This window comes from Pseudomonas sp. B23(2017) (assembly GCF_002113725.1).
Lineage (GTDB): Bacteria > Pseudomonadota > Gammaproteobacteria > Pseudomonadales > Pseudomonadaceae > Aquipseudomonas > Aquipseudomonas putida_Z.
This window is the reverse complement of the sequence record NZ_NEJM01000001.1, coordinates 76,478-100,406: the sequence shown is the minus strand read 5'-3', so window position 1 is coordinate 100,406 and position 23,929 is coordinate 76,478. Positions and strand designations below refer to the sequence as shown.

The following is a 23,929-nucleotide window of genomic DNA, read 5'->3' as shown; positions in this document are numbered from 1 at the left end:
AATGAGCGGCAAGCCCCCTGCAATATTCCTGATGGGCCCGACGGCGGCCGGCAAGACCGACCTGGCCATCGAGCTGACCAAAGTACTGCCGTGCGAGCTGATCAGCGTCGATTCGGCGCTGGTCTACCGCGGCATGGACATCGGCTCGGCCAAGCCGTCGAAAGAAATCCTCGCCGCTCACCCGCACCGGTTGATCGATATTCGCGACCCGGCCGAGAGCTATTCGGCTGCGCAGTTCCGTGCCGATGCCCTGGAGGCCATGGCCGAGATCACCACGCGCGGCAAGATCCCGCTGCTGGTGGGCGGCACCATGCTCTATTACAAGGCGTTGATCGATGGCCTGGCCGACATGCCGGCGGCCGATGCCGCGGTGCGTGCCGAGCTGGAAGCCCAGGCCGAGGCGCTGGGCCTGGCCGAGTTGCACCGCCAGTTGGCCGAGGTTGACCCTGAGTCGGCGGCGCGCATCCACCCCAACGACCCGCAGCGGTTGATCCGGGCGTTGGAGGTGTACCGGGTGAGTGGCGAGAGCATGACGGCACATCGACAGCGTCAATTCGCGGAAAGTCGCGGCGCAGACGCAGGCGCTGGCGGACATTTGCCCTATACTGTCGCGAGTTTGGCGATTGCTCCTACAGATCGTCACATTTTGCATCAGCGAATTGCGTTACGATTTTCACAGATGCTGGAACAGGGCTTCGTCGACGAGGTCCGATCGCTGCGAGCCAGAAGTGACTTGCACGCCGGGCTGCCGTCTATACGGGCAGTGGGGTATCGGCAGGTCTGGGATTACCTGGACGGCAAGCTGACTGAGAATGAGATGCGTGAACGCGGTATCATTGCCACCAGGCAGCTGGCCAAGCGGCAGTTCACCTGGTTGCGTGGCTGGCCCGAAGTACACTGGCTTGACAGCCTGGCCTGCGACAATCTGTCCCGCACCTTGAAATACCTTGGGGCCATCTCCATATTGAGCTGAGTCCCTGCTGATTGCCGTCTATTCTTGCGAAGGGGCGGCCTAATTTATCGATTTTCTTGATTTTCTATTATTTATCCTTACAGGAGTGCGGCATATGTCAAAAGGGCATTCGCTACAAGACCCTTACTTGAACACCTTGAGAAAAGAAAAGGTCCCGGTATCCATCTACCTGGTCAACGGCATCAAACTGCAGGGTTCGATCGAGTCCTTCGACCAGTTCGTGGTACTGCTGAAGAACACCGTCAGCCAGATGGTCTACAAGCACGCCATCTCGACCGTGGTTCCTGCCCGTCCGGTTCGTCTGCCAAGCCCGTCCGATTCCGAACACGGCGACAGCGAGCCAGGCAACGCCTGATAGGAGCCTGCATTGTTCTTTGAGCGCCACGGTGGTGGTGAGCGGGCGTTGCTCGTTCACTTGGAAGGTCAGAACCCTGAGGCGCGCGAAGACCCGCAGGAGTTCCAGGAGCTGGCATTGTCGGCCGGTGCCGACATCGTCTCGCTGGTCACGGTGGCAAGGCATCAGCCTTCCGCCAAATACCTGATTGGCAGTGGCAAGGTCGAAGAGTTGCACGACCTGGTCCATGCCGAACAGGTAGACCTGGTGATTTTCAATCACACCCTCACGCCCAGTCAGGAGCGCAACCTCGAACGTGTGTTCGAGTGTCGTGTGCTCGACCGTACCGGGCTGATCCTCGATATCTTCGCCCAACGGGCGCGTACCCATGAAGGCAAGCTGCAGGTCGAACTGGCCCAGCTCGAGCACATGAGCACGCGGCTGGTGCGCGGCTGGACCCACCTTGAGCGACAGAAGGGTGGTATCGGCTTGCGTGGCCCGGGTGAAACCCAGCTGGAAACCGACCGCCGCCTGTTGCGGGTGCGCATTCGCCAGATCAAGTCACGCCTGGAGAAGGTGCGCAGCCAGCGCGAGCAGGCGCGCCGTGGGCGCAAGCGTGCGGACATTCCGTCGGTATCGCTGGTGGGTTATACCAACGCCGGCAAGTCCACGCTGTTCAACGCCCTGACCGAATCCGAGGTGTATGCCGCGGACCAGCTGTTCGCCACCCTCGACCCGACCCTGCGCCGGCTCGAGCTGAACGACCTGGGGCCGATCGTGCTGGCCGACACCGTGGGCTTCATTCGCCACCTGCCGCACAAGCTGGTCGAGGCATTTCGGGCTACGCTCGAAGAGTCGAGCAACTCCGACTTGTTGCTGCATGTGATCGACGCCCATGAGCCTGAGCGCATGGAGCAGATCGAGCAGGTATTGGCGGTGTTGGGCGAGATTGGTGCCGAAGGGTTGCCGATCCTCGAGGTGTATAACAAACTCGACCTGCTCGAAGATGTCGAGCCGCAGATCCAGCGCAATGCCGATGGCAAGCCGGAACGGGTCTGGGTATCGGCACGCGATGGGCGTGGCCTGGAGCTGGTCGGCCAGGCGATTGCCGAGTTGCTGGGGGATGATCTGTTTGTCGGTACCCTGTGTCTGGAGCAGCGTTTTGCCCGCTTGCGCGCGCAATTCTTTGCCCTGGGTGCCGTGCAGAGTGAAGAGCATGATGAAGAAGGGCGCAGCCTGCTGAGCGTGCGACTGCCCATGGTCGAACTGAATCGCCTGGTCAGCCGCGAAGGCATGGAGCCGCAAGTGTTTGTCGAGCAACACACTTTGCAATAAATGCTCGTCGAGGTCGCCGGGCAGCAGTGACAGGCATTCTGTAGCATTGGACGGCGCGCCGTGGGCGCGTCTTTGCTTTATCAGATGGAGAGCGCTATGGCTTGGAACGAGCCGGGTGGCAACTCGAACAATCAGGATCCCTGGGGCGGTCGCCGGAATGGCGGTGGCGGCGGTGGTGACAAGAAAGGTCCACCGGACCTGGACGAGGCCTTCCGCAAATTGCAGGACAGCCTGAACGGCATGTTCGGCAGTGGCAAGAAACGTGGCGGCGGTGACCGCAATGTCGGCAAGGGCGGTGGCCTGGGCCTGCTGGGCATCGGCCTGGCTGTGCTGGCTGCTATCTGGCTGTACAGCGCCGTGTACGTGGTCGACGAGCAGGAGCAGGCCGTGGTGCTGCGCTTCGGCAAGTACTATGAGACGGTCGGTCCCGGCCTGAACATCTACTTCCCGCCGATCGATCGCAAGTACATGGAGAACGTCACGCGCGAGCGTGCCTACACCAAGCAGGGCCAGATGCTGACCGAAGACGAGAACATCGTCGAGGTACCGCTGACCGTCCAGTACAAGATCAGCAACCTGCAGGACTTCGTGCTCAACGTCGACCAGCCTGAGGTCAGCCTGCAGCACGCGACCGACAGTGCCCTGCGCCACGTGGTGGGTTCCACCTCGATGGACCAGGTGCTGACCGAAGGCCGCGAGCAGATGGCCGTGGATATCCGCGAACGCCTGCAGCGCTTCCTCGACACCTACCGCACCGGTATCAGCGTTACCCAGGTCAACGTGCAGAGCGCGGCAGCCCCGCGTGAAGTGCAGGAAGCCTTCGACGACGTGATCCGTGCCCGCGAAGACGAGCAGCGTGCCCGCAACCAGGCCGAGTCCTACGCCAATGGCGTGGTGCCGGAAGCCCGTGGTCAGGCCCAGCGCATCATCGAGGACGCCAACGGTTACCGCGACGAAGTCATCGCCCGCGCCAAGGGTGAGGCCGACCGCTTCACCAAGCTGGTCGCCGAGTACCGCAAGGCACCTGACGTGACCCGTCAGCGTCTGTACCTGGAGACCATGCAAGAGGTCTACAGCAATTCGAGCAAGGTCATGGTGGCGACCAAGGACGGGCAGAACAACCTGCTCTACCTGCCGCTGGACAAGATGGTCGAAGGCAGCCGCAACCCGTCCGCGCCGACCGCCAGTGTGTCGCCATCGGTCAACGATGCGGCCGCGCGTGCGGCTCAGGACCTGCAACAGCAACAGCAGCCGCTGCGCACTAGGGAGAGCCGCTGATGAGCAACAGATCGCTGATCGCCCTGATCGCCGCCGTGGTCCTGGCCATCGTGGCCTGGAACAGCTTCTACATCGTGTCCCAGACCGAGCGTGCGGTACTGCTGCGCTTCGGTAAGGTGGTCCAGGCGGATGTCCAGCCTGGCATGCACGTGAAGATTCCGTACGTGAACCAGGTGCGCAAGTTCGACGCCCGCCTGATGACCCTCGACGCCCCGACCCAGCGGTTCCTGACCCTGGAGAAGAAAGCGGTGATGGTCGACGCCTACGCCAAGTGGCGCGTCAAGGACGCCGAACGCTTCTACACCGCCACGTCCGGCATGAAGCAGATCGCCGACGAGCGTCTGTCGCGTCGTCTGGAAAGCGGCCTGCGTGACCAGTTCGGTAAACGTACCCTGCACGAAGTGGTTTCCGGTGAACGTGACGCGCTGATGGCTGACATCACTGCATCGCTGAACCGCATGGCCGCCAAGGAGCTGGGTATCGAGGTGGTCGACGTGCGCGTCAAGGCCATCGACCTGCCGAAGGAAGTCAACCGCAGCGTGTTCGACCGCATGAGCACCGAGCGTGAGCGTGAAGCCCGCGAGCACCGCGCCAAGGGTAACGAGCTGGCTGAAGGTATCCGTGCCGATGCCGACCGTCAGCGCCGCGTATTGCTGGCTGAGGCCTATCGCGAAGCAGAGGAAACCCGCGGTGACGGCGACGCCCAGGCGGCCGCCATCTACGCCAAGGCCTACACCCAGGACGCTGATTTCTATGCGTTCTACCGTAGCCTGCAGGCGTACCGCGAGAGCTTCTCGAGCAAGAGCGACGTGCTGGTCCTGGACCCGAAGAACGAGTTCTTCCGCTTCCTGGACAAGAGCAGGCCGTGATGCTCAGGCCCTGATTTCCATGCAGCGGCGCCCCGCCTGGCAGCTAAAACACCAGGCGGGGTGCATCCTGAATGAAAAGGGGTGTATGATGAGGCAGCCGGGAAATTTCCCGGCTTTTTTGCGTCTGCAAGGTTGATTGGCAAACCGCCAGTTGACGGTTTGGTCAGGTCGCAAGGCAATTCGAGGGTGTCGGGTACGGTGGCTGCGCTGGGATCAGTGCTGCCCGCTGCTGTGCGCGATACCGGCTTTACTGACGGCTAGCCTGCTGGCAAGCCGCCCGGACCAGAGGGGAAATGGCGTAATGGCAACGGTAGACCGCTGGCTGCTGCCAGATGGCATCGAGGAAGTACTGCCACCTGAGGCTGCGCGTATCGAGATCGCGCGCCGCCAGGTGTTGGACCTGTTCCAGAGTTGGGGCTACGAACTGGTCGTCACCCCGCATATCGAGTACCTGGAGTCGCTGCTCACCGGCGCCGGCCAGGACCTGGATCAGCGCACCTTCAAGGTAGTGGACCCGCAGTCCGGCCGCCTGATGGGCTTCCGCGCCGACTTCACCCCGCAGGTGGCGCGTATCGACGCCCACACCCTGCGCCGTGAAGGCCCGAGCCGCCTGTGCTATGCCGGCAGCGTGCTGCACGCCCAGCCGCGTGCCCTGTCCACCTCGCGCAGCCCGATCCAGCTGGGTGCCGAGCTGTACGGCGACGCCAGCCCCACCAGCGATGTCGAAGTCATCAGCCTGATGCTCGCCACGCTGCAACTGACCGATGTGCCGGATGTGCACATGGACCTCGGCCACGTCGGTATCTACCGCGGCCTGGCCCGTGCTGCCGGCCTGTCCGGTGCGGTCGAGCAGCAGCTGTTCGACGCGCTGCAGCGCAAGGCCGTGGATGAAGTTCAGGTGCTGACCGCCGACCTGCCGAAGGACCTGGGCAACATGCTGCGCGCGCTGGTCGAGCTGTGCGGTGGCCGCGAAGTGCTGGCCGAAGCCCGCGTGCGCCTGGGCCGTGCCCCGGCCAGCGTGCTGGCGGCGCTGGACGACCTGCTGGCGATCGCCGATCGCCTGGCGTCGCGCTTCCCGGACCTGCCGCTGTACTTCGACCTCGGCGAGCTGCGCGGTTACCACTATCACACTGGCGTGGTGTTCGCCGTGTTCGTGCCGGGCGAAGGTCAATCGATCGCCCAGGGCGGGCGCTATGACGACATCGGCGCCGACTTCGGCCGGGCTCGCCCGGCCACCGGTTTCTCCACGGATTTGAAGACCCTGGTCACACTGGGGCGAGCGGAGGTCGTATTGCCAACTGGCGGCATCTGGATGCCGGACAGTGGCGACGCGGCCCTCTGGCAGCAAGTCTGCCAGTTGCGCAACGAGGGCCAGCGTGTGGTCCAGGCCCTGCCTGGCCAGCCGTTGAGTGCTGCTCTCGAGGCGGATTGTGATCGGCAATTGATTCAGCAAGACGGGCGCTGGCAGGTTCTGCCGCTGGCCCAGTGAGTTTCTGCGCCGGCAGTAGGCCGGCAACCAAGTTGCGTGAATGAGGACCAATGTAATGGGTAAGAATGTCGTCGTCCTGGGCACCCAGTGGGGTGATGAGGGCAAAGGCAAGATCGTCGATCTGCTGACCGAACATGCTGCCGCCGTAGTGCGCTACCAGGGTGGCCACAACGCGGGTCACACCCTGGTGATCAACGGTGAAAAGACCGTTCTGCACCTGATTCCGTCCGGTATCCTGCGTGAAGGCGTACAGTGCCTGATCGGCAACGGCGTGGTCGTTGCCCCGGATGCCCTGATGCGTGAAATCACCAAGCTGGAAGAGAAGGGCGTGCCGGTGCGCGAGCGCCTGCGCATCAGCCCGGCTGCGCCGCTGATCCTGTCGTACCACGTTGCCCTGGACCAGGCCCGCGAAAAAGCCCGTGGCGAAGCCAAGATCGGCACCACCGGCCGTGGTATCGGCCCAGCCTACGAAGACAAGGTCGCACGCCGCGGCCTGCGCGTGGGCGACCTGTTCCACCGCGAGCGTTTCGCTGCCAAGCTGGGCGAGCTGCTGGACTACCACAACTTCCAGCTGGTGAACTACTACAAAGAGCCGGCCATCGACTTCCAGCAGACCCTGGACGAATGCATGGCTTACGCCGAACAGCTCAAGCCGATGATGCTCGACGTCACCGCCGAGCTGCACAACCTGCGTCGCGCCGGCAAGGACATCATGTTCGAAGGTGCCCAGGGCTCGCTGCTGGACATCGACCACGGTACCTACCCGTACGTCACCAGCTCCAACACCACCGCTGGCGGCATCTCCACCGGTTCTGGCGTTGGCCCGATGTACCTGGACTACATCCTGGGTATCACCAAGGCCTACACCACTCGCGTAGGTTCCGGTCCGTTCCCGACCGAACTGTTCGACGAGACTGGCGCTACCCTGGCCAAGCGTGGCCATGAGTTCGGCTCCACCACCGGCCGTGCGCGCCGTTGCGGCTGGTTCGATGCCGTGATCCTGCGTCGCGCCATCGACGTCAACAGCATCTCGGGCATCTGCCTGACCAAGCTGGACGTACTGGATGGCCTGGAAACCATCAACATCTGCGTTGGCTACAAGAACGAGAACGGTGCCGTCATCGACGCGCCTTCCGATGCCGACAGCTACATCGGCCTGGAGCCGGTGTACGAAGAGATGCCAGGCTGGAGCGAGTCGACCCTGGGCGTGAAAACCCTGGAAGAACTGCCAGCCAACGCTCGCGCCTACATCAAGCGCATCGAAGAGCTGATCGGCGCGCCGATCGACATCATCTCCACCGGCCCGGACCGCAACGAGACCATCGTTCTGCGTCATCCGTTCGCCTGATCTGCCTTCCAGGCTGATCTGACGCCGTGGCCCTGAAAGGGGCTGCGGCGTTTTCATTTGTGGGGTATGCCTGTCCCGGCCCTTTCGCGGGTAAACCCGCTCCCACAGGTACCGCACAGTCCTCAGGACCTGCGCGGTCCATGTGGGAGCGGGTTCACCCGCGAAGAGGCCCGTGCGGGCAACCTCATTGCTAGACCTTGGCACATTTCCCTGCTGACCCCGGCACAACCCTTGCTGTAAGAAGTTTCTGAAGATGCCATCAAAATAGTGGCGCCAGAAAACACGAGGGTTACACCGTGTCTGCCATCCTCTCACTGTTACGAAGCCGCCTTTTGCGGCCTGTGTTTGTTGCCCTTGGTATCGCTCTTTTGGTGCAGGTGCTGGTCGCCGTTGCGCTTACCCGAAGCACGGTCACCGCCTTGGAAGCCGACCTGGGCGAACGCCTGGGCAATGACAGCCGCCAGCTCGCCAGTGAGCTGGAGCAAGCCGGGCAAGACGTGCGCTCAGGCCTCGACAGCCTCTCCAGCAGCACCCGCCAGCGCTTGAGCGCAGGTTTGTCGGCGCGCCTGCAAAGCGAGCAGCAGCAGCTGCGCAGCACGTTGGAAAAGAACCTCAAGGACTCCGCCAACGATATGGCCGAGCTGCTGGCGTCGGTCGCACCGCGGGCGATATGGGACAACGACGTGCCGGTGCTCTCCGACTTCGCCCGGCGTGCGCAGCGCAACCCCAACGTCCTGTTCGTGGTCTACGATGACGCCCAGGGCCAGCACCTGACTCGCTACCTGAACCGGCAAAACCCGATCAACCAGGCATTGATGGACAAGGGCCAGGGCGAACGTGCGCTGGACAAGGTGATCGACGCGGCCCGGCGCGACCCGGCGGTGTACTTCGTCGAGGCCTCGATCAACCCCAATGGTGCAGAGATCGGCAAAGTGGTGATGGGCGTTTCCACCGCCGGCATTGACCAGGAGCTCAAGGCCCTCGACCAGCGCTTCGCCGCCCTGATCGCCAGCGGCGAGCAACTGGTCGGCGACAGCCTGGTCGGTGCTGCAGCCGACAGTGGCAAGACCTTGCGCGAGCGCCTGGAAAAGGCGCAGGGCAGCGCAGCCGCGATGCAGGCCAATACCGCACAGACCGTGCGCGATGCTGCCGCCGAACTGCGCTGGCGTATCGGCCTGGGCCTGATGCTGGTCGGCCTGGGTGTGCTGGTGGTGGTGGCTGTGGTACTTGGTCGCCGAGTGCTGAGCAAGCTGCGCCTGCTTATTGCCGCCCTCGATGACCTGGCGGCTGGCGAAGGCGACCTGACCAAGCGTGTGCCCCTCGACAGCCGAGACGAAATTGGCGACATGGCTTCGGCGGTGAACCGCTTTGTCGACAAGCTGCAACCCATCGTGCGCGAGGCGGGCGAGGTGGCGCAGCGCACCGGCGTTGAGATTGGCGCGATGGCCCAGCGCAATGCCGGCGCCGATGCTGCCGCTGCACTGCAACGCGACGAAGTGGCGGCCAGCCTGCGCGACCTGTCGAGCATGGCCGACGAGGCCCAGGCTGAAAGCCACGCGATGCAGGCAGCCCTGCAGCAGGTGGTGGATATCCGCCAGGCAACTGACGAAAACAGCCGCACATCGACCCAGCTAGCTGGTTTGATCGAAAACCTGGCCGGGCAGGTGGAGGCCGGCTCCCAGGTGATCGAGCGCCTGGCCAAGCAGAGCGAGCAGATCGAAGTGGTGCTGACGGTTATCCACGGTATCGCCGAACAGACCAATCTGCTGGCCTTGAACGCGGCCATCGAAGCCGCCCGTGCTGGCGAAACCGGGCGCGGGTTTGCCGTGGTGGCCGATGAGGTGCGGGCGTTGGCGAGCAAGACGCAAAGTTCCACGGGAGATATCCAGGCGCATATCGCCGCGCTGCAGAAGGGGGCCAAGGAGGCCGTGGCCACCATCAGCCAGGCCGGGCTCAAGGCCAGCGAAGGGCTGCTGGTGCTGCGTGACAACGAGCGCCGCCAGCAGTCGGTGCAGGCAGCGGTGGAGCAGGTGCACGCGGCCATCGGCCTGGCCACCCGGGCGGCCGAGCAGCAGGCGAGCGGGGCGCAGGCAGTGCGTGGACGGGTGGAAACCATACACGCCCAGGCCGAACGCTCGGCCGAGGTGGTGATGCAGACCACCGCCAGCAGCAAGGTGCTGGATGACCTGGCTGCACAGCTGCGTGCCAGCCTGGGCCAATTCAGAGCCTGACCCGATCATTGTGGGAGCGGGCGTGCCCGCGAAGCAGGCGACACGGTGGATGGCACCGGCTTCGCCGGTGTTCGCGGGCATGCCCGCTCCCACATCGATCGCGACACAGGGCCCTTGCCTCTGTGGGCAGCAGGGCTGCGCGGTATCTGTGGGAGCGGGCAAGCCCGCGAAGAAGGTTACGCCTTGTTCAGATACATCCGCGTAGTCAGCAGATACACCGGCAACCCCGAAACCACAATCAACAACGCCGCATAAGGCGCTGCCGCCGCGAACTCGACGTTGGCCGTGTGCGCCCACACCTCGGTGGCCAGGGTGGTCATGCCGGTCGGGCTGAGCAGCAAGGTAGCTGTCAGTTCCTTCATGGCATCCAGGAACACCAGGGCAAAGGCTGCCGCCATGGCCGGGAAGATGATCGGCAGGGTCACCCGGCAGAACGCGGCAAAGCTGCTCGCGCCCAAGGTTCGTGCCGCTTCCTCCAGGGTAGGTGAAGCCTTGTTCAGTGCGGTGCGCACCGGCGACTGCGCCAGCGGCAGGAACAGCAGCGCATAGGCCAGCAGCAACAGTGCCGTGGTCTGGTACAGCGACGGCACGTAATGTAGGGCGAAGAATACCAGGGTCAGGGCAATCACCAGGCCGGGCAGGGCGTGCAACAGGTATGGCAGGCGCTCGGCCCAGATTGCCAGGCGGCCCTTGTAGCGCACCACCAGGAAGCTGATTGGCAGGGCTAGCAACACGCAGAAACTGGCCCCCCCCAGCGACACCGATAACGAGGTGAACAGCGCCTTGGAAATGGCTGCCACAGGGAATGCCGCCGATGAACCCACGCTCAACCAGTAGCCGAGCATGGCCAGCGGAATACCGCTGCCCAACACCGCCAGGCCCACGCAGAACAGTTGCGCCAGCACTGCCCAGCCACGCAGCCGCACCGGTTGTGCTCGCCGCGCCACACCTTGGCCGATGCGCACATGACGGGCTTTGCCGCGTACCCGCAGTTCAAGCCACAGCATCACCAGGCACATCGCCAACAGTACGGCGGACAGCATGGCTGCGTTGGCATTGCTGAACTCCAGTTCGAACTGCTGGTAAATCGCCGTGGTGAAGGTTTGCAAGCCGAGGATCGACAAGGCGCCGAACTCCACCAGCATGTGCAGGGCGATCAGCAGCGCGCCGCCCAGCATCGATGGCCATAGCAGCGGCAGGGTGACCTTGATGAATACACCCCAGCGGCTGCAACCCAGCGTACGTGCCGATTCCTCCAGCGAGGTATCGAGGTTGCGCAGGGTCGCGGCCACCGGCAGGAACACCAGTGGGTACTTGGACAGGGCCATGACCATGATCGCCCCGCCCAGCCCTTCGAAGTCCGAACTCAGCGACACCCAGGTGAAGCTGCTGACGAACGACGGCACGGCGAACGGCAGGCACAGCACCACGCCCCACAGCCGACGGCCGGCCAGGTTGCTGCGCTCAAGCAGCCAGGCCAGGGCCAGGCCGACCACCATGCAGGTCAGCGTCACCCCGACCATCAGCATCAGGGTGTTGCGCATCAGCCCCCAGACAAACGGCCGCCACAGCAGGTGCAGGGCTTCGCGCCAGCCGGCCTCCCAGGCTTTCATGGCAACGTACAGCAAAGGCAGCAAGCTCATCGCTACCAGGAACAGCACAGGCAGCACCACCCAGACGGAGGGGCGCTTGCGGCGCGGTACGAAGCGTACCGGCACCGGCTCGGACAGGGCGGCAGTCATCAGAGCAGGCCGACCTCGCGCTCAAGCTCGATCGCTTCCTCGGCATTGCCCAGGTCGGCTGGTGAGATCTTCGGTGGGCGCAGGTCTTCGAACGGCTTCAGGCCACGGTCGGAGACCATGCCTTTGTGCAGCGGGTACTCGGCGGTGGTCTGGGTGATCACGCGCTGGCCTTCTTCGCTGGCCATCCAGTTGAGCAGGGCCTGGGCTTCTTTCGGGTGTTTGCTGGCCTTGACCACGGCTGCACCGGAAATGGTGACCAGGTTGCCGGCATCGCCATCGGCCAGGTAGTAGAGCTTGGTGTCCAGCTTGCCGCGCTCGCGCTCAAGCGCATACCAGTAGTAGTTGTTCACCAGTACCGCAGCCACTTCGCCTTTTTCCACGGCTTTGAGGGCGACCATGTTGTTGGTGTAGGTCTTGCCGAATGCCTTCAGGCCGGTCAGCCATTCTTCGGTGGCTTCTCGCCCGTGCATCTTCAGGATGGCTACGGCCTGTTCCTGGAAGGCGCCGCTGGTGGGCACATAGCCGACACGGCCTTCCCACTCGGGGTTGGCAAAGTCCATCACTGTGGTCGGCAGGTCTTTCTCGTCGACCTTCTTCGGGTTGAATACGACGATGCGCGTACGGGCGGTGATGCCCATCCAGGTGCCGTTGGCGCCAACGTACTCCTTGGGCATCATGTTCGCGGTGGCGTCGTCGATCTTCGCCAACAGGCCCAGTTCGCCCAGGTTGTTCAGGGGAGGGGACTCTTCGGTATAGATGATGTCGGCCGGCGAGCGTTCGCCTTCCTCGATGATCTGGCTGGCCAGCTGGTTGCTGCTGCCCTTGCGGATATCGATGTGGATGCCGGTCTTGGCCTCGTAGGCCTTGGCGATGGCCTCGCCGATTTCCTTGTGCTGACCGTTGTACATGGTCAGGGTGACCGGTGCGTCTGCCATGGCGGCCGGAGCGCCGATGGCCAGGCTCAGCACGGCGGCGGCCAAGGTACGCATCAGCGGTTGCGGGCGGATCGTCATGCGGGTACTTCCTCGCTTACGGCTACATATTTGGAAACAATGGTAAACGAAATCGTTTCTCAAGTGGCCGGGTGACGAGAAATTCATGGTCAGACCATGGTGCAAGAGGCTGAAGGTGTGTTGGCTGTGCTGGCCTCTTCGCGGGTAAACCCGCTCCCACAGGGGCATCACAGGTCTTGAGGGGAGTGAAATACCTGTGGGAGCGGCTTTAGCCGCGAAGAGGCCGGTGCAGGTTTGCACCTATGACCGAAAGAGGAGGGATACAAAAATCGCAGGCAAGAAAAAACCCACTAGCAAGCTAGTGGGTTTTTGTATGGTGCCCAGGAGAAGACTCGAACTTCCACGACCGTTAAGTCACTGATACCTGAAACCAGCGCGTCTACCAATTCCGCCACCTGGGCAAAGCTTTACATCATCTGGAGAAGGCGACGATCGTTCGCTTTCACACAGTAGTAACAGATCCTTGGTCATCTGTTACTTGAAAATATTTGGTGCCCAGGAGAAGACTCGAACTTCCACGGCCGTTAAGCCACTGATACCTGAAACCAGCGCGTCTACCAATTCCGCCACCTGGGCACACATTCGAGATTACTTGATGCTTTACAGCGCCGCTCATCTCTACTACAACTTCGGGGTTGTCCGTCGTTGTGGTGCGCACTATACGGACGGTCCGGGAGGCTGTAAACCCCCCAAGCGAAAAAAATTTCAAAAAATTCAACTTGTTGATTCCGCAGGCCTATTCCTGCTCGCCGGAGGCGCCGGTGGGGCTGTCCAAGGCTGACATTTCCGGTTTCAATACGCCTATGCCAGAATTCCTATCTATATACCCCAAGGTGAACCCCTTCTGATGGCCGATTGGCAATCCCTCGATCCCGAGGCCGCTCGCGAAGCGGAAAAATACGACAACCCCATTCCCAGCCGTGAGCTGATCCTGCAGCGCCTCGCCGACCGTGGCGAACCGGCCGCACGCGAGGAGCTGGCGGCCGAGTTCGGTCTTTACGACGAAGACCAGATCGAAGCCCTGCGCCGCCGTCTGCGTGCAATGGAGCGCGATGGCCAGCTTATCTATACCCGGCGCGGCACTTATGCCCCGGTAGACAAGCTGGACCTGATCTGCGGCCGCGTCTCTGGTCACCGCGACGGCTTCGGCTTCCTTATTCCGGACGACGGCAGCGAAGATCTGTTCCTCAGCCCGTCGCAGATGCGCCTGGTGTTCGACGGTGACCGCGGCCTGGCTCGCGTATCTGGCGTCGACCGCCGTGGCCGCCGTGAAGGCGTGCTGGTCGAAATCATCTCCCGTGCCCACGAAAGCGTGGTCGGCCGTTACTTCGAAGAAGGCGGTATCGGCTACGTGACCCCGGACAACCCGAAGATCCAGCAGGAAGTGCTGGTCACCGCCGGGCGCAACGGCGGTGCCAAGATCGGCCAGTTCGTCGAGATCAAGATCACCCACTGGCCGACCCCGCGCTTCCAGCCGCAAGGCGATGTGGTCGAGGTCATCGGCAACTACATGGCGCCGGGCATGGAAATCGACGTTGCCCTGCGCAGCTACGATATCCCGCACGTCTGGCCCAAGGACGTGATCAAGGAAGCGCGCAAGTTCCGCTCCGAAGTCGAAGAGAAGGACAAGGAGAAGCGCGTCGACCTGCGCCACCTGCCGTTCGTCACCATCGACGGCGAGGACGCCCGTGACTTCGACGACGCCGTCTATTGCGAGCCGCTGGGCAAGCTGCGCCTGTTCTCCGGCGGCTGGCGCCTGTATGTGGCCATTGCCGACGTGTCCAGCTACGTGCGCCTGGGCTCGGCCCTGGACGTCGAGGCCCAGCAGCGCGGCAACTCGGTGTACTTCCCCGAGCGCGTGGTGCCGATGCTCCCTGAAGAGCTGTCCAACGGCCTGTGCTCGCTGAACCCGCATGTCGATCGCCTGGCCATGGTCTGTGAAATGACCATGAACAAAGCCGGCCAGATGGTCGACTACCAGTTCTACGAAGGCGTCATCCACTCCCACGCCCGCCTGACCTACAACAAGGTCAGCAGCATGCTCGAGCACTCCCGCACCCGTGAGGGCAAGGCGCTGCGCGAGGAGTACAAGGCAGTCGTGCCGGACCTGAAGAACCTGTACAACCTGTACAAGGTGCTGGTGGAGGCCCGTCACACCCGTGGCGCGATCGACTTCGAGACCCAGGAAACCCGCATCATCTTCGGTGACGAGCGCAAGATCGCGGAAATCCGCCCGACCGTGCGCAACGACGCCCACAAGCTGATCGAGGAATGCATGCTGGCGGCCAACGTGGCCACCGCCGAGTTCCTGCAGAAGCATGGCGTGCCGGCCCTGTACCGCGTGCACGACGGCCCGCCGCCGGAGCGTCTGGAAAAGCTGCGCGCCTTCCTGGGCGAACTGGGCCTGACCCTGCACAAGGGCAAGGACCCGTCGCCGAAGGATTACCAGGCACTGCTGGCGAGCATCGCCGGGCGCCCGGACTTCCACCTGATCCAGACCGTGATGCTGCGTTCGTTGAGCCAGGCGGTGTACAGCACCGACAACAACGGCCACTTCGGCCTGAACTACGAGGCGTACACCCACTTCACCTCGCCGATCCGTCGCTACCCGGACCTGCTGGTGCACCGCGCCATCCGCAGCATCATCCGTTCCAGGGTCGAAACCCCGCACGTCAAGCGTGCCGGCGCCATGAGCATCCCCAAGGCGCGCATCTACCCGTACGACGAGAACACCCTCGAACAGCTCGGCGAGCAGTGCTCGATGACCGAGCGCCGGGCCGATGAAGCCACCCGTGACGTGGTCAACTGGCTCAAGTGCGAGTTCATGAAGGACCGCGTGGGCGAGACCTTCCCGGGTGTGATCACCGCGGTGACCGGTTTCGGCCTGTTCGTCGAGCTGACCGATATCTATGTGGAAGGCCTGGTGCACGTCAGTGCGCTGCCGGGCGACTACTACCACTTCGACCCGGTGCACCACCGCCTGTCTGGCGAGCGTACCGGTCGCAGCTTCCGCCTGGGCGACACGATCGAGGTCAAGGTCATGCGCGTCGACCTGGACGAGCGCAAGATCGACTTCGAAGTGTCGGAAAAGACCCTCGCCGCCCCGATCGGCCGCAAGCAGCGTGGTGCCGCACCGGCTGCCGGCCAGGCCGAGCAGGCCCCGGTCGAGGCCAAGGCCACGCCGAAGCCGCGCAGCCGCAAGAGCGAGACCGCCGAGGCGTACTTCCCGAAAGACGCTGTGCAGCGTAACGCCGAAGTACGCAAGAGCCGCGAAATGAAGAAGGCGCTGATGAGCGAGGCGCGCAGTGGCGGCCATGCCAGCAGCAAGTCGGACAAGGGTGGCAAGGCCTCCGGCAAGCCGACCAAGCACCGTAAAGGCCCGTCGAAGTCCGGCGCGCCACGCAAGAGCAAGAGCAAGTCATGAGTCAGCTGGAAAAGATCTACGGCGTGCACGCCGTGCAGGCATTGCTGCAGCACCATCCGAAGCGGGTCAAGCAGATCTGGCTGTCGGAAGGGCGCAGCGAGCCGCGCCTGCAGGCGCTGCTGGCGCTGGCCGCGGAAAATCGCGTGGCGGTCGGCCAGGCCGAGCGCCGTGAGATGGATGCCTGGGTAGAGGGCGTGCATCAGGGTGTGGTCGCCGAGGTGAGCCCGAGCCAGGTCTGGGGCGAGTTGATGCTCGAGGAATTGCTCGAACGCACCGAAACACCCCCGCTGATCCTGGTGCTGGATGGCGTGACCGACCCGCACAACCTTGGCGCCTGCCTGCGTACCGCCGATGCCGCCGGTGCCACGGCAGTGGTGGTGCCCAAGGACAAGTCCGCAACCCTGACGCCGGTCGTGCGCAAGGTGGCCTGTGGCGCTGCGGAGGTGATCCCGCTGGTGGCCGTGACCAACCTGGCGCGCACCCTGGAAAAACTGCAGCAGCGTGGCCTGTGGGTGGTAGGTACCGCCGGCGAGGCCGAGCAGGAAATCTACCAGCAGGACCTGACCGGGCCGCTGGTGATGATCATGGGCGCGGAAGGCAAGGGCATGCGCCGGCTGACCCGCGAGCATTGCGATTTCCTGGTGAAGTTGCCGATGGGCGGTAGTGTCAGTAGCCTGAACGTGTCGGTGGCGACTGGCGTGTGCCTGTTCGAGGCTGTGCGTCAGCGTCAGGCCAAGCGCTGATCTATAACCTGCGCCGGCCTCTTCGCGGGCGCGCCCGCTCCCACAGGTAATCTGCAATGCCAAAGGCAGCAGTTGATCTGTGGGAGCGGGCGTGCCCGCGAATCGGGCCTGACACATTCTGAATATTTTTCAGGCTGTTCAAATATTCACCAATCACCTTGCTTGTACGCCTCGCCTTCTCTACAATTGCGCCCCTTGCCGAGCTGGCAGGCGCACATGTGCCTCCCCTCCGTGCAAGACATACAGTGTCATTCACTCCTTGTCTGACCAGATTCGCTGGCAGACTACTAACCCGTAAGGAGCATTCATGCGTCATTACGAAATCATCTTCCTGGTTCACCCGGACCAGAGCGAGCAAGTCGGCGGCATGGTTGAGCGTTACACCAAGCTGATCGAAGAAGATGGTGGCAAGATCCACCGCCTGGAAGACTGGGGCCGTCGTCAACTGGCCTACGCAATCAACAATGTTCACAAGGCTCACTACGTGATGCTGAACGTTGAGTGCACCGGCAAGGCCCTGGCCGAGCTGGAAGACAACTTCCGCTACAACGATGCCGTTATCCGTAACCTGGTCATCCGTCGCGACGAAGCCGTTACCGGCCAGTCCGAGATGCTGAAGGCTGAAGAAAACCGCAGCGAGCGCCGTGAGCGTCGTGAGCGTCCTGAGCATGCTGAATCCGCCGACGGCGACGACAGCAATGACAGCGACTCCAGCGATAACGCTGACGAGTAATCCACGGACCTTTAGAGGAGCCTATTAAATGGCACGTTTCTTCCGTCGTCGTAAATTCTGCCGCTTCACTGCTGAAGACGTGAAAGAGATCGACTTCAAAGATCTCAACACCCTGAAAGCTTACGTATCCGAAACCGGCAAGATCGTTCCAAGCCGTATCACCGGTACCAAAGCTCGTTATCAGCGTCAGCTGGCTACCGCTATCAAGCGCGCCCGCTTCCTGGCCCTGCTGCCCTACACCGACAGCCACGGCCGCTGAGACCGGGTCGTCGACAAGCAGTAAGGGATTAGCATGCGAGCGTTAGCAAGTTTCATCATGCGCGGTCGTGTGCAGGCCACCCTGGTGGTGGTCATCAGCGCGGTACTGCCGCTGCTGTTCTGGTTGAGTGCCGCTGCCGGCAGCCTTGTGCTGCTGCGGCGTGGGTTCAAGGATGCTACAACGGTCATCGCCGGCGGCCTGCTGGCCGGGCTGGCCGTGTGGGTCATGGGCGATCCCATCACCTTTCTGGTGATCGCGGGTGCCCTGGGCCTGGCTGCGCTGTTGCGCGCCGAGCATCCCTGGAGCCGGGTGTTGCTGGTCAGTGCCGTGTTCGCCGTGGCTTTCAGCCTCGTGCTCGATCTGGCGCTGGCGCAAACCTTCGATGTGCTGGCCAAGGCGTTTGCCGAAGCCATGCCGAAAATCGAGGGGCAACCGGTGCTCTCCGGTGAGCTGATCCGCCCTGTGCTGGTCGCTTCCACAGCAGTGACGGTGCAATTGTTCAGTGTGCTGGCCCTGGTGCTGGCGCGCTACTGGCAGGCAGCGTTGTACAACCCTGGAGGCTTCGGTCGCGAGTTTCGCGCCCTGAAGTTGCCGAAACAGACCATGGCGGTCTTGGTGGCAGTGATGGTGGTGGCCCCGTTCATCGGGCCGCAGTTCATCGTCCTGGCATCGGCCTCGAGCCTGGTACTGGTGCTGGCCGGCATCGCCTTGATGCACGGGCTGGTGGCGCAGGGGCGACTGGCCGGTTTCTGGCTGGTGGGCATGTACGTGACGTTGCCGCTGATCATGCAGCTGATTTATCCGTTGCTGGTGGTTTTGGCCATTGTCGACAGCCTGATTGATTTTCGCGGTCGCAAGTCCCCCAAGGGGAATGACTCCGCGAACGGTGAAGGTTAAAAGTTAAGAGGTTTTACCAAATGGAACTGATCCTGCTGGAAAAAGTCGCTAACCTGGGCAACCTGGGCGACAAAGTAAAAGTTAAGGCTGGTTACGGCCGTAACTTCCTGCTGCCATTCGGCAAGGCCACCGTTGCCAACGCCGCCAACCTGGCTGCGTTCGAAGAGCGTCGCGCCGAGCTGGAAAAAGCAGCTGCTGACAAGAAAGCTTCGGCTGAAAGCCGCGCTGCCCAACTGGCCGAGCTGGAAGTGACCATCACTGCCACCGCTGGCGACGAAGGCAAGCTGTTCGGTTCGATCGGCACCCACGACATCGCTGACGCCCTGACCGCCTCCGGCGTTGAAGTGGCCAAGGCTGAAGTTCGTCTGCCGAACGGCACCATCCGTCAGGTTGGCGAATACGACGTAGCCGTGCACCTGCACAGCGATGTTGAAGCCACCGTACGCGTGGTCGTCGTAGCTGCCTAAGCTGCGCTGACTGGCTGGCTCCTTGTGGGTCAGGCGGTTAACATCGGGCACGGTCCTGTTTTCGACAGGCCGTGCCCTTTGTCTTTTTCATCCTCCAGAATTCTTTCGTGGCCATGAACGAGATCACCACCTCCGAACAGCTAGACCTGCAAACCGCAGCCCTGAAGGTGCCGCCGCATTCCATCGAGGCCGAACAGGCCGTGCTCGGTGGCCTGATGCTGGACAACAACGCCTGGGAGCGGGTGCTGGACCAGGTATCGGATGGCGACTTCTACCGGCATGACCACCGCCTGATCTTCCGTGCCGTGCACAAGTTGGCCGACGCCAACCAGCCATTCGACGTGGTGACCCTGCACGAGCAGTTGGACAAGGAAGGCCTTTCTTCGCAAGTCGGTGGGTTGGCGTACCTGGCCGAGCTGGCCAAGAACACCCCGTCGGTAGCCAACATCAAGGCCTACGCCGCGATCATTCGCGAGCGCGCCACCCTGCGCCAGCTGATCAGCATCAGTACCGATATCGCCGACAACGCGTTCAACCCGCAAGGGCGCAACGCCGAAGAGATTCTCGACGACGCCGAGCGGCAGATCTTCCAGATCGCCGAGGCCCGCCCGAAAACCGGCGGCCCGGTGGGGGTCAACGAACTGTTGACCATGGCCATCGACCGTATCGACACGCTGTTCAACTCCGACAGTGACATCACCGGCGTGTCCACCGGCTTTACCGACCTCGACGAGAAGACCAGTGGCCTGCAGGCTGCCGACCTGATCATCGTCGCGGGCCGTCCGTCGATGGGTAAGACCACCTTCGCCATGAACCTGGTGGAAAACGCCGTACTGCGTACCGACAAGGCGGTGCTGGTGTTCTCCCTCGAGATGCCAGGTGAATCGCTGATCATGCGTATGCTCTCGTCCCTGGGCCGTATCGACCAGACCAAGGTGCGTTCCGGCCAGCTGGACGACGACGACTGGCCGCGCCTGACCTCGGCGGTGAACCTGCTCAACGACCGCAAGCTGTTCATCGACGATACCGCCGGTATCAGCCCTTCGGAAATGCGCGCCCGTACCCGCCGCCTGGCCCGTGAGCATGGCGAGATCGCCATGATCATGGTCGACTACCTGCAGCTGATGCAGATCCCGGGTTCGGCCGGCGACAACCGGACCAACGAAATTTCCGAGATCTCCCGCTCGCTCAAGGCCCTGGCCAAGGAGTTCAACTGCCCGGTCATCGCCCTGTCGCAGCTGAACCGCTCCCTGGAACAGCGCCCGAACAAACGCCCGGTGAACTCCGACTTGCGTGAATCCGGTGCGATCGAGCAGGACGCCGACGTGATCATGTTCGTGTACCGCGACGAGGTGTACCACCCTGAGACCGAGCACAAGGGCGTGGCGGAAATCATCATCGGTAAACAGCGTAACGGCCCCATCGGCTTCGTGCGTCTGGCGTTCATCGGCAAATACACCCGCTTCGAGAACCTTGCGCCGGGCATGTACAACTTCGACGACGACGAATAAGCCACCGGCCTCATCGCCGGCAAGCCATGAATCCGACAACCATCGTCGGATTTGGTCAAAATTTGTGCTATATTCCGCGCCCGCGATTTCCCTGCACACCAGAACCGGTCACTGACATGCAAGCAGCCAAACCACTCTACGACTATCCCAAGTACTGGGCCGAATGCTTCGGGCCAGCACCTTTCCTGCCGATGAGCAGGGAGGAGATGGATCTGCTCGGCTGGGATTCCTGCGACATCATCATCGTGACCGGTGATGCTTACGTCGACCACCCGTCGTTCGGCATGGCCATCATCGGCCGCCTGCTGGAGGCCCAGGGCTTCCGCGTGGGCATCATCGCCCAGCCGAACTGGCAGTCGAAAGACGACTTCATGAAGCTCGGCGAGCCGAACCTGTTCTTCGGCGTGGCCGCGGGCAACATGGACTCGATGATCAACCGCTACACCGCGGACAAGAAGATCCGTTCCGACGACGCCTACACCCCTGGTGGCCTGGCCGGCAGCCGACCGGACCGCGCCAGCCTGGTGTACAGCCAGCGCTGCAAGGAAGCCTACAAGCATGTGCCGATCGTGCTCGGCGGCATCGAGGCCTCGCTGCGCCGCATCGCCCACTACGACTACTGGCAGGACAAGGTCCGCCACTCGATCCTGATCGATGCCAGCGCCGACATCCTGCTGTTCGGCAACGCCGAGCGCGCGGTGGTCGAGGTGGCCCAGCGCCTGTCCAACGGCGAGAAGATCGAGACCATCACCGATGTGCGCGGCACTGCTTTCGTGCGTCGTGACACGCCTCAGGGCTGGTACGAGATCGATTCGACCCGCATCGACCGCCCGGGCCGCGTCGACAAGATCATCAACCCGTACGTGAATACCCAGGACACCCAGGCCTGTGCCATCGAGCAGGCCAAGGGCGACCAGGAGGACCCGAACGAAGCCAAGGTCGTGCAGATTCTCGACAGCCCGAGCATGACCCGGGAAAAGTCGGTGATCCGCCTGCCGTCGTTCGAGAAGGTGCGTAACGACCCGGTACTCTATGCCCATGCCAACCGGGTGCTGCACCTGGAGACCAACCCGGGCAACGCCCGCGCCCTGGTGCAGAAGCATGGCGAAGTGGATGTGTGGTTCAACCCGCCACCCATCCCCATGAGCACCGAGGAAATGGACTACGTGTTCGGCATGCCCTATGCCCGTGTGCCGCACCCGGCCTACGGCAAGGAGCGCATCCCGGCCTACGAGATGATCCGCTTCTCGGTGAACATCATGCGTGGCTGCTTTGGTGGCTGCACCTTCTGCTCGATCACCGAGCACGAAGGCCGCATCATCCAGAACCGCTCGCACGAGTCGATCCTGCACGAAATCGAAGAGATGCGTGACAAGGTGCCGGGCTTCACCGGCGTGGTCTCCGACCTTGGCGGCCCGACTGCCAACATGTACCGCATCGCCTGCAAGAGCCATGACATCGAGAAGCACTGCCGCAAGCCGTCGTGCGTGTTCCCGGGCATCTGCGAAAACCTCAACACCGACCACAGCTCGCTGATCGAGTTGTACCGCAAGGCTCGTGCCCTGCCGGGTGTGAAGAAGATCCTGATTGCCTCTGGCCTGCGTTATGACTTGGCGGTGGAGTCGCCGGAGTACGTCAAGGAACTGGTCACCCACCATGTCGGCGGTTACCTGAAGATTGCCCCGGAGCACACCGAGCGTGGCCCGCTGGACAAGATGATGAAGCCGGGCATCGGCACCTATGACCGCTTCAAGCGCATGTTCGAGAAGTTCTCGAAAGAGGCGGGCAAGGAACAGTACCTGATCCCGTACTTCATCGCCGCGCACCCGGGCACCACCGACGAAGACATGATGAACCTGGCCCTGTGGCTGAAGGGCAACGGCTTCCGTGCCGACCAGGTGCAGGCGTTCTACCCGTCGCCGATGGCCTCGGCCACGGCCATGTACCACTCGGGCAAGAACCCGCTGCGCAAGGTGACCTACAAGAGCGAAGGTGTGGATATCGTCAAGAGCGAGGAGCAGCGCCGCCTGCACAAGGCGTTCTTGCGTTACCACGACCCGAAGGGCTGGCCGATGCTGCGTGAGGCGTTGCAGCGCATGGGTCGCGCCGACCTGATCGGGCCGGGCAAGCACCAGCTGATCCCGCTGCACCAGCCGCAGACCGATACCTACCAGAGTGCACGCCGCAAGAACTCGACCCCTGCGGGTAGCCACAAGGTGGGCAAGGAGCAGAAGGTTCTTACCCAGCACACCGGCCTGCCGCCGCGTGGCAGTGATGGCAGCAAGCCGTGGGACAAGCGTGAAAAAGCCAAGGCCGAAGCGTTTGCGCGTAACCAGCAGGCGGCCAAGGAGCGCAAGGAAGCGGCCAAGGGTGGCAAGGGCAACAAGAAGCCGCGTCAGCCAGTGATCCCGCGTTGATCGAGAGCCTGGCATAGAACCCTGTGGGAGCGGGTTTACCCGCGAATGCGATGGTGGATTTACCGACGTATTCGCGGGTAAACCCGCTCCCACAGGTTAGGTGTCAGGCCCATCAATCGAGATCAGTCGGGCTTCTTGTCGACCCACTTCGGCGCCACCGGCGCAACAAAGCTGTCCATCCCGTCCAGCAGCTCATCAGGCTGCTGCCCCAGCAGCAACATCGCCCGATGCTGCGGCCGCACGAAGCCTTCTTCGACGATATGGTCGAGGAACCCGCCCAGCTTCTCGTAGAAGCCGTTCACATCCAGCAGCCCCAGCGGCTTGGCGTGGTAGCCCAATTGCCCCCAGGTCCATACCTCGAACAACTCCTCCAGCGTACCCAGCCCACCGGGCAGGGCGATGAAGGCATCGCTCAGCTCGGCCATGCGTGCCTTGCGCGCGTGCATGCCGTCGACCACTTCCAGGCGGCTGAGGCCCTTGTGGCCGATTTCGGCATTCATCAGGCTCTGGGGGATGATCCCGATCACTTCGCCACCGGCCGCCATGGCCGCGTCGGCGACGGTGCCCATCAGGCCGACCGCGCCACCGCCATAGACCAGGGTCAGGCCGCGACGGGCAATCGCCTGGCCCAGGGCGATGGCTGCTTCACGGTAGGCAGGGTTGGCACCAATGCTGGCGCCGCAGAACACACAAACGGAACGTACGGGCATTGCTCATCTCCAGTCACTCAGGCTGACAGGGTAAGGCCCATGTCCTACAGTTCCAAGGCTGGTTTCACTCCGGTCGGGAGAATTCGCAGATGGCGCCGGTCGCTCCATGGGCGTAGGCCGCCAGCAGGCTGTTCATCAGGCTACCAAGGGTCATTT

General features: G+C 62.9%; 19 protein-coding genes, 2 tRNA genes and 1 pseudogene. 17 read left to right on the top strand and 5 right to left on the bottom strand.

Annotated elements, in window-relative coordinates; all coding sequences use genetic code 11:
- The first annotated feature begins 1 nt into the window (after nucleotide 1).
- The 9 genes and pseudogenes from miaA (at nucleotide 2) to CAG46_RS29250 (ending at nucleotide 9,857) form a co-directional block, all read left to right on the top strand.
- Nucleotides 2–973 carry a tRNA (adenosine(37)-N6)-dimethylallyltransferase MiaA gene (gene miaA, locus CAG46_RS00490; RefSeq protein ID WP_085614755.1) on the top strand — a complete coding sequence of 324 codons (972 nt, stop codon included), beginning with the start codon at nucleotides 2–4 and terminating at the stop codon, nucleotides 971–973.
- Between the two features lie 94 nt (nucleotides 974–1,067).
- On the top strand, nucleotides 1,068–1,328 hold the full coding sequence (hfq, locus tag CAG46_RS00485) for an RNA chaperone Hfq (protein ID WP_003258160.1): 261 nt from the start codon (nucleotides 1,068–1,070) through the stop codon (nucleotides 1,326–1,328).
- 12 nt (nucleotides 1,329–1,340) lie between these two features.
- Nucleotides 1,341–2,642, top strand: a complete 1,302-nt coding sequence (gene hflX / locus CAG46_RS00480) for a ribosome rescue GTPase HflX (protein WP_015272005.1) — start codon at nucleotides 1,341–1,343, stop codon at nucleotides 2,640–2,642.
- Nucleotides 2,643–2,738: 96 nt separating this feature from the next.
- The gene (gene hflK / locus CAG46_RS00475) at nucleotides 2,739–3,920 is read left to right on the top strand and encodes an FtsH protease activity modulator HflK (RefSeq protein WP_025340824.1); all 1,182 of its coding nucleotides are present in this window, start codon (nucleotides 2,739–2,741) and stop codon (nucleotides 3,918–3,920) included.
- Complete coding sequence (gene hflC, locus CAG46_RS00470; protein WP_013974432.1) at nucleotides 3,920–4,789, top strand: protease modulator HflC; 870 nt, start codon at nucleotides 3,920–3,922, stop codon at nucleotides 4,787–4,789. The genes hflK and hflC overlap by 1 nt, the downstream gene beginning before the upstream one ends.
- Nucleotides 4,790–5,090: 301 nt before the next feature.
- Complete coding sequence (locus CAG46_RS00465; protein WP_013974431.1) at nucleotides 5,091–6,278, top strand: ATP phosphoribosyltransferase regulatory subunit; 1,188 nt, start codon at nucleotides 5,091–5,093, stop codon at nucleotides 6,276–6,278.
- A gap of 55 nt (nucleotides 6,279–6,333) precedes the next feature.
- Nucleotides 6,334–7,626 carry an adenylosuccinate synthase gene (locus CAG46_RS00460; protein WP_013974430.1) on the top strand — a complete coding sequence of 431 codons (1,293 nt, stop codon included), beginning with the start codon at nucleotides 6,334–6,336 and terminating at the stop codon, nucleotides 7,624–7,626.
- A gap of 632 nt (nucleotides 7,627–8,258) precedes the next feature.
- A pseudogene (locus tag CAG46_RS29255) lies at nucleotides 8,259–8,951 on the top strand (methyl-accepting chemotaxis protein); the annotation flags it as partial.
- A 21-nt stretch (nucleotides 8,952–8,972) separates the two neighbouring features.
- Nucleotides 8,973–9,857, top strand: a complete 885-nt coding sequence (locus CAG46_RS29250; protein WP_371034222.1) for a methyl-accepting chemotaxis protein — start codon at nucleotides 8,973–8,975, stop codon at nucleotides 9,855–9,857.
- Between the two features lie 176 nt (nucleotides 9,858–10,033).
- On the opposite strand, the gene CAG46_RS00445 is transcribed toward CAG46_RS29250, so the two are convergent.
- The 4 genes from CAG46_RS00445 to CAG46_RS00430 all read right to left on the bottom strand — a co-directional run bounded on the left by CAG46_RS00445 (nucleotide 10,034) and on the right by CAG46_RS00430 (nucleotide 13,188).
- Nucleotides 10,034–11,599 (bottom strand): iron ABC transporter permease, encoded by a 1,566-nt coding sequence (locus tag CAG46_RS00445; RefSeq protein WP_085614757.1) that lies wholly within the window; start codon nucleotides 11,597–11,599, stop codon nucleotides 10,034–10,036.
- Nucleotides 11,599–12,612 carry an extracellular solute-binding protein gene (locus CAG46_RS00440; protein WP_013974422.1) on the bottom strand — a complete coding sequence of 338 codons (1,014 nt, stop codon included), beginning with the start codon at nucleotides 12,610–12,612 and terminating at the stop codon, nucleotides 11,599–11,601. The genes CAG46_RS00445 and CAG46_RS00440 overlap by 1 nt, the downstream gene beginning before the upstream one ends.
- A 314-nt stretch (nucleotides 12,613–12,926) precedes the next feature.
- A tRNA-Leu gene (locus tag CAG46_RS00435) sits at nucleotides 12,927–13,013 on the bottom strand.
- An 88-nt stretch (nucleotides 13,014–13,101) separates the two neighbouring features.
- Nucleotides 13,102–13,188, bottom strand: a tRNA-Leu gene (locus tag CAG46_RS00430).
- A gap of 271 nt (nucleotides 13,189–13,459) precedes the next feature.
- Between CAG46_RS00430 and rnr the strand changes: the two genes are divergently transcribed.
- The 8 genes from rnr to CAG46_RS00390 all read left to right on the top strand — a co-directional run bounded on the left by rnr (nucleotide 13,460) and on the right by CAG46_RS00390 (nucleotide 23,063).
- On the top strand, nucleotides 13,460–16,036 hold the full coding sequence (rnr, locus tag CAG46_RS00425) for a ribonuclease R (protein ID WP_025340822.1): 2,577 nt from the start codon (nucleotides 13,460–13,462) through the stop codon (nucleotides 16,034–16,036).
- Nucleotides 16,033–16,779: a 23S rRNA (guanosine(2251)-2'-O)-methyltransferase RlmB gene (gene rlmB / locus CAG46_RS00420; protein ID WP_003259007.1), complete on the top strand. Its 747-nt coding sequence runs from the start codon at nucleotides 16,033–16,035 to the stop codon at nucleotides 16,777–16,779. The genes rnr and rlmB overlap by 4 nt, the downstream gene beginning before the upstream one ends.
- A 307-nt stretch (nucleotides 16,780–17,086) precedes the next feature.
- Nucleotides 17,087–17,512: a 30S ribosomal protein S6 gene (gene rpsF, locus CAG46_RS00415; protein WP_013974420.1), complete on the top strand. Its 426-nt coding sequence runs from the start codon at nucleotides 17,087–17,089 to the stop codon at nucleotides 17,510–17,512.
- Between the two features lie 28 nt (nucleotides 17,513–17,540).
- The gene (gene rpsR / locus CAG46_RS00410) at nucleotides 17,541–17,771 is read left to right on the top strand and encodes a 30S ribosomal protein S18 (RefSeq protein WP_003249563.1); all 231 of its coding nucleotides are present in this window, start codon (nucleotides 17,541–17,543) and stop codon (nucleotides 17,769–17,771) included.
- Nucleotides 17,772–17,804: 33 nt separating this feature from the next.
- Nucleotides 17,805–18,668, top strand: coding sequence for a hypothetical protein (locus tag CAG46_RS00405; RefSeq protein ID WP_003259010.1), 864 nt, complete (start codon nucleotides 17,805–17,807; stop codon nucleotides 18,666–18,668).
- A gap of 20 nt (nucleotides 18,669–18,688) precedes the next feature.
- Nucleotides 18,689–19,135, top strand: a complete 447-nt coding sequence (gene rplI / locus CAG46_RS00400) for a 50S ribosomal protein L9 (RefSeq protein ID WP_003249568.1) — start codon at nucleotides 18,689–18,691, stop codon at nucleotides 19,133–19,135.
- A gap of 113 nt (nucleotides 19,136–19,248) precedes the next feature.
- Nucleotides 19,249–20,646: a replicative DNA helicase gene (gene dnaB / locus CAG46_RS00395; protein ID WP_009681285.1), complete on the top strand. Its 1,398-nt coding sequence runs from the start codon at nucleotides 19,249–19,251 to the stop codon at nucleotides 20,644–20,646.
- A gap of 116 nt (nucleotides 20,647–20,762) precedes the next feature.
- On the top strand, nucleotides 20,763–23,063 hold the full coding sequence (locus tag CAG46_RS00390) for a YgiQ family radical SAM protein (protein ID WP_025340820.1): 2,301 nt from the start codon (nucleotides 20,763–20,765) through the stop codon (nucleotides 23,061–23,063).
- 122 nt (nucleotides 23,064–23,185) lie between these two features.
- On the opposite strand, the gene CAG46_RS00385 is transcribed toward CAG46_RS00390, so the two are convergent.
- Nucleotides 23,186–23,773, bottom strand: a complete 588-nt coding sequence (locus CAG46_RS00385; RefSeq protein ID WP_025340819.1) for a TIGR00730 family Rossman fold protein — start codon at nucleotides 23,771–23,773, stop codon at nucleotides 23,186–23,188.
- Nucleotides 23,774–23,929: the final 156 nt, after the last annotated feature.

Excerpts from the sequence above, each read along its gene's own strand:
- rlmB (WP_003259007.1), top strand. The coding sequence starts at position 16,033 with ATGAGTCAGCTGGAAAAGATCTACGGCGTGCACGCCGTGCAGGCATTG.
- CAG46_RS00385 (WP_025340819.1), bottom strand. The coding sequence starts at position 23,773 with ATGCCCGTACGTTCCGTTTGTGTGTTCTGCGGCGCCAGCATTGGTGCC.
- hflC (WP_013974432.1), top strand. The coding sequence starts at position 3,920 with ATGAGCAACAGATCGCTGATCGCCCTGATCGCCGCCGTGGTCCTGGCC.
- CAG46_RS00460 (WP_013974430.1), top strand. The coding sequence starts at position 6,334 with ATGGGTAAGAATGTCGTCGTCCTGGGCACCCAGTGGGGTGATGAGGGC.
- hflK (WP_025340824.1), top strand. The coding sequence starts at position 2,739 with ATGGCTTGGAACGAGCCGGGTGGCAACTCGAACAATCAGGATCCCTGG.
- hfq (WP_003258160.1), top strand. The coding sequence starts at position 1,068 with ATGTCAAAAGGGCATTCGCTACAAGACCCTTACTTGAACACCTTGAGA.
- miaA (WP_085614755.1), top strand. The coding sequence starts at position 2 with ATGAGCGGCAAGCCCCCTGCAATATTCCTGATGGGCCCGACGGCGGCC.
- CAG46_RS00445 (WP_085614757.1), bottom strand. The coding sequence starts at position 11,599 with ATGACTGCCGCCCTGTCCGAGCCGGTGCCGGTACGCTTCGTACCGCGC.
- rnr (WP_025340822.1), top strand. The coding sequence starts at position 13,460 with ATGGCCGATTGGCAATCCCTCGATCCCGAGGCCGCTCGCGAAGCGGAA.
- CAG46_RS00405 (WP_003259010.1), top strand. The coding sequence starts at position 17,805 with ATGCGAGCGTTAGCAAGTTTCATCATGCGCGGTCGTGTGCAGGCCACC.
- rplI (WP_003249568.1), top strand. The coding sequence starts at position 18,689 with ATGGAACTGATCCTGCTGGAAAAAGTCGCTAACCTGGGCAACCTGGGC.
- dnaB (WP_009681285.1), top strand. The coding sequence starts at position 19,249 with ATGAACGAGATCACCACCTCCGAACAGCTAGACCTGCAAACCGCAGCC.
- CAG46_RS00390 (WP_025340820.1), top strand. The coding sequence starts at position 20,763 with ATGCAAGCAGCCAAACCACTCTACGACTATCCCAAGTACTGGGCCGAA.
- CAG46_RS29250 (WP_371034222.1), top strand. The coding sequence starts at position 8,973 with ATGGCTTCGGCGGTGAACCGCTTTGTCGACAAGCTGCAACCCATCGTG.
- CAG46_RS00440 (WP_013974422.1), bottom strand. The coding sequence starts at position 12,612 with ATGACGATCCGCCCGCAACCGCTGATGCGTACCTTGGCCGCCGCCGTG.
- CAG46_RS00465 (WP_013974431.1), top strand. The coding sequence starts at position 5,091 with ATGGCAACGGTAGACCGCTGGCTGCTGCCAGATGGCATCGAGGAAGTA.
- rpsR (WP_003249563.1), top strand. The coding sequence starts at position 17,541 with ATGGCACGTTTCTTCCGTCGTCGTAAATTCTGCCGCTTCACTGCTGAA.
- rpsF (WP_013974420.1), top strand. The coding sequence starts at position 17,087 with ATGCGTCATTACGAAATCATCTTCCTGGTTCACCCGGACCAGAGCGAG.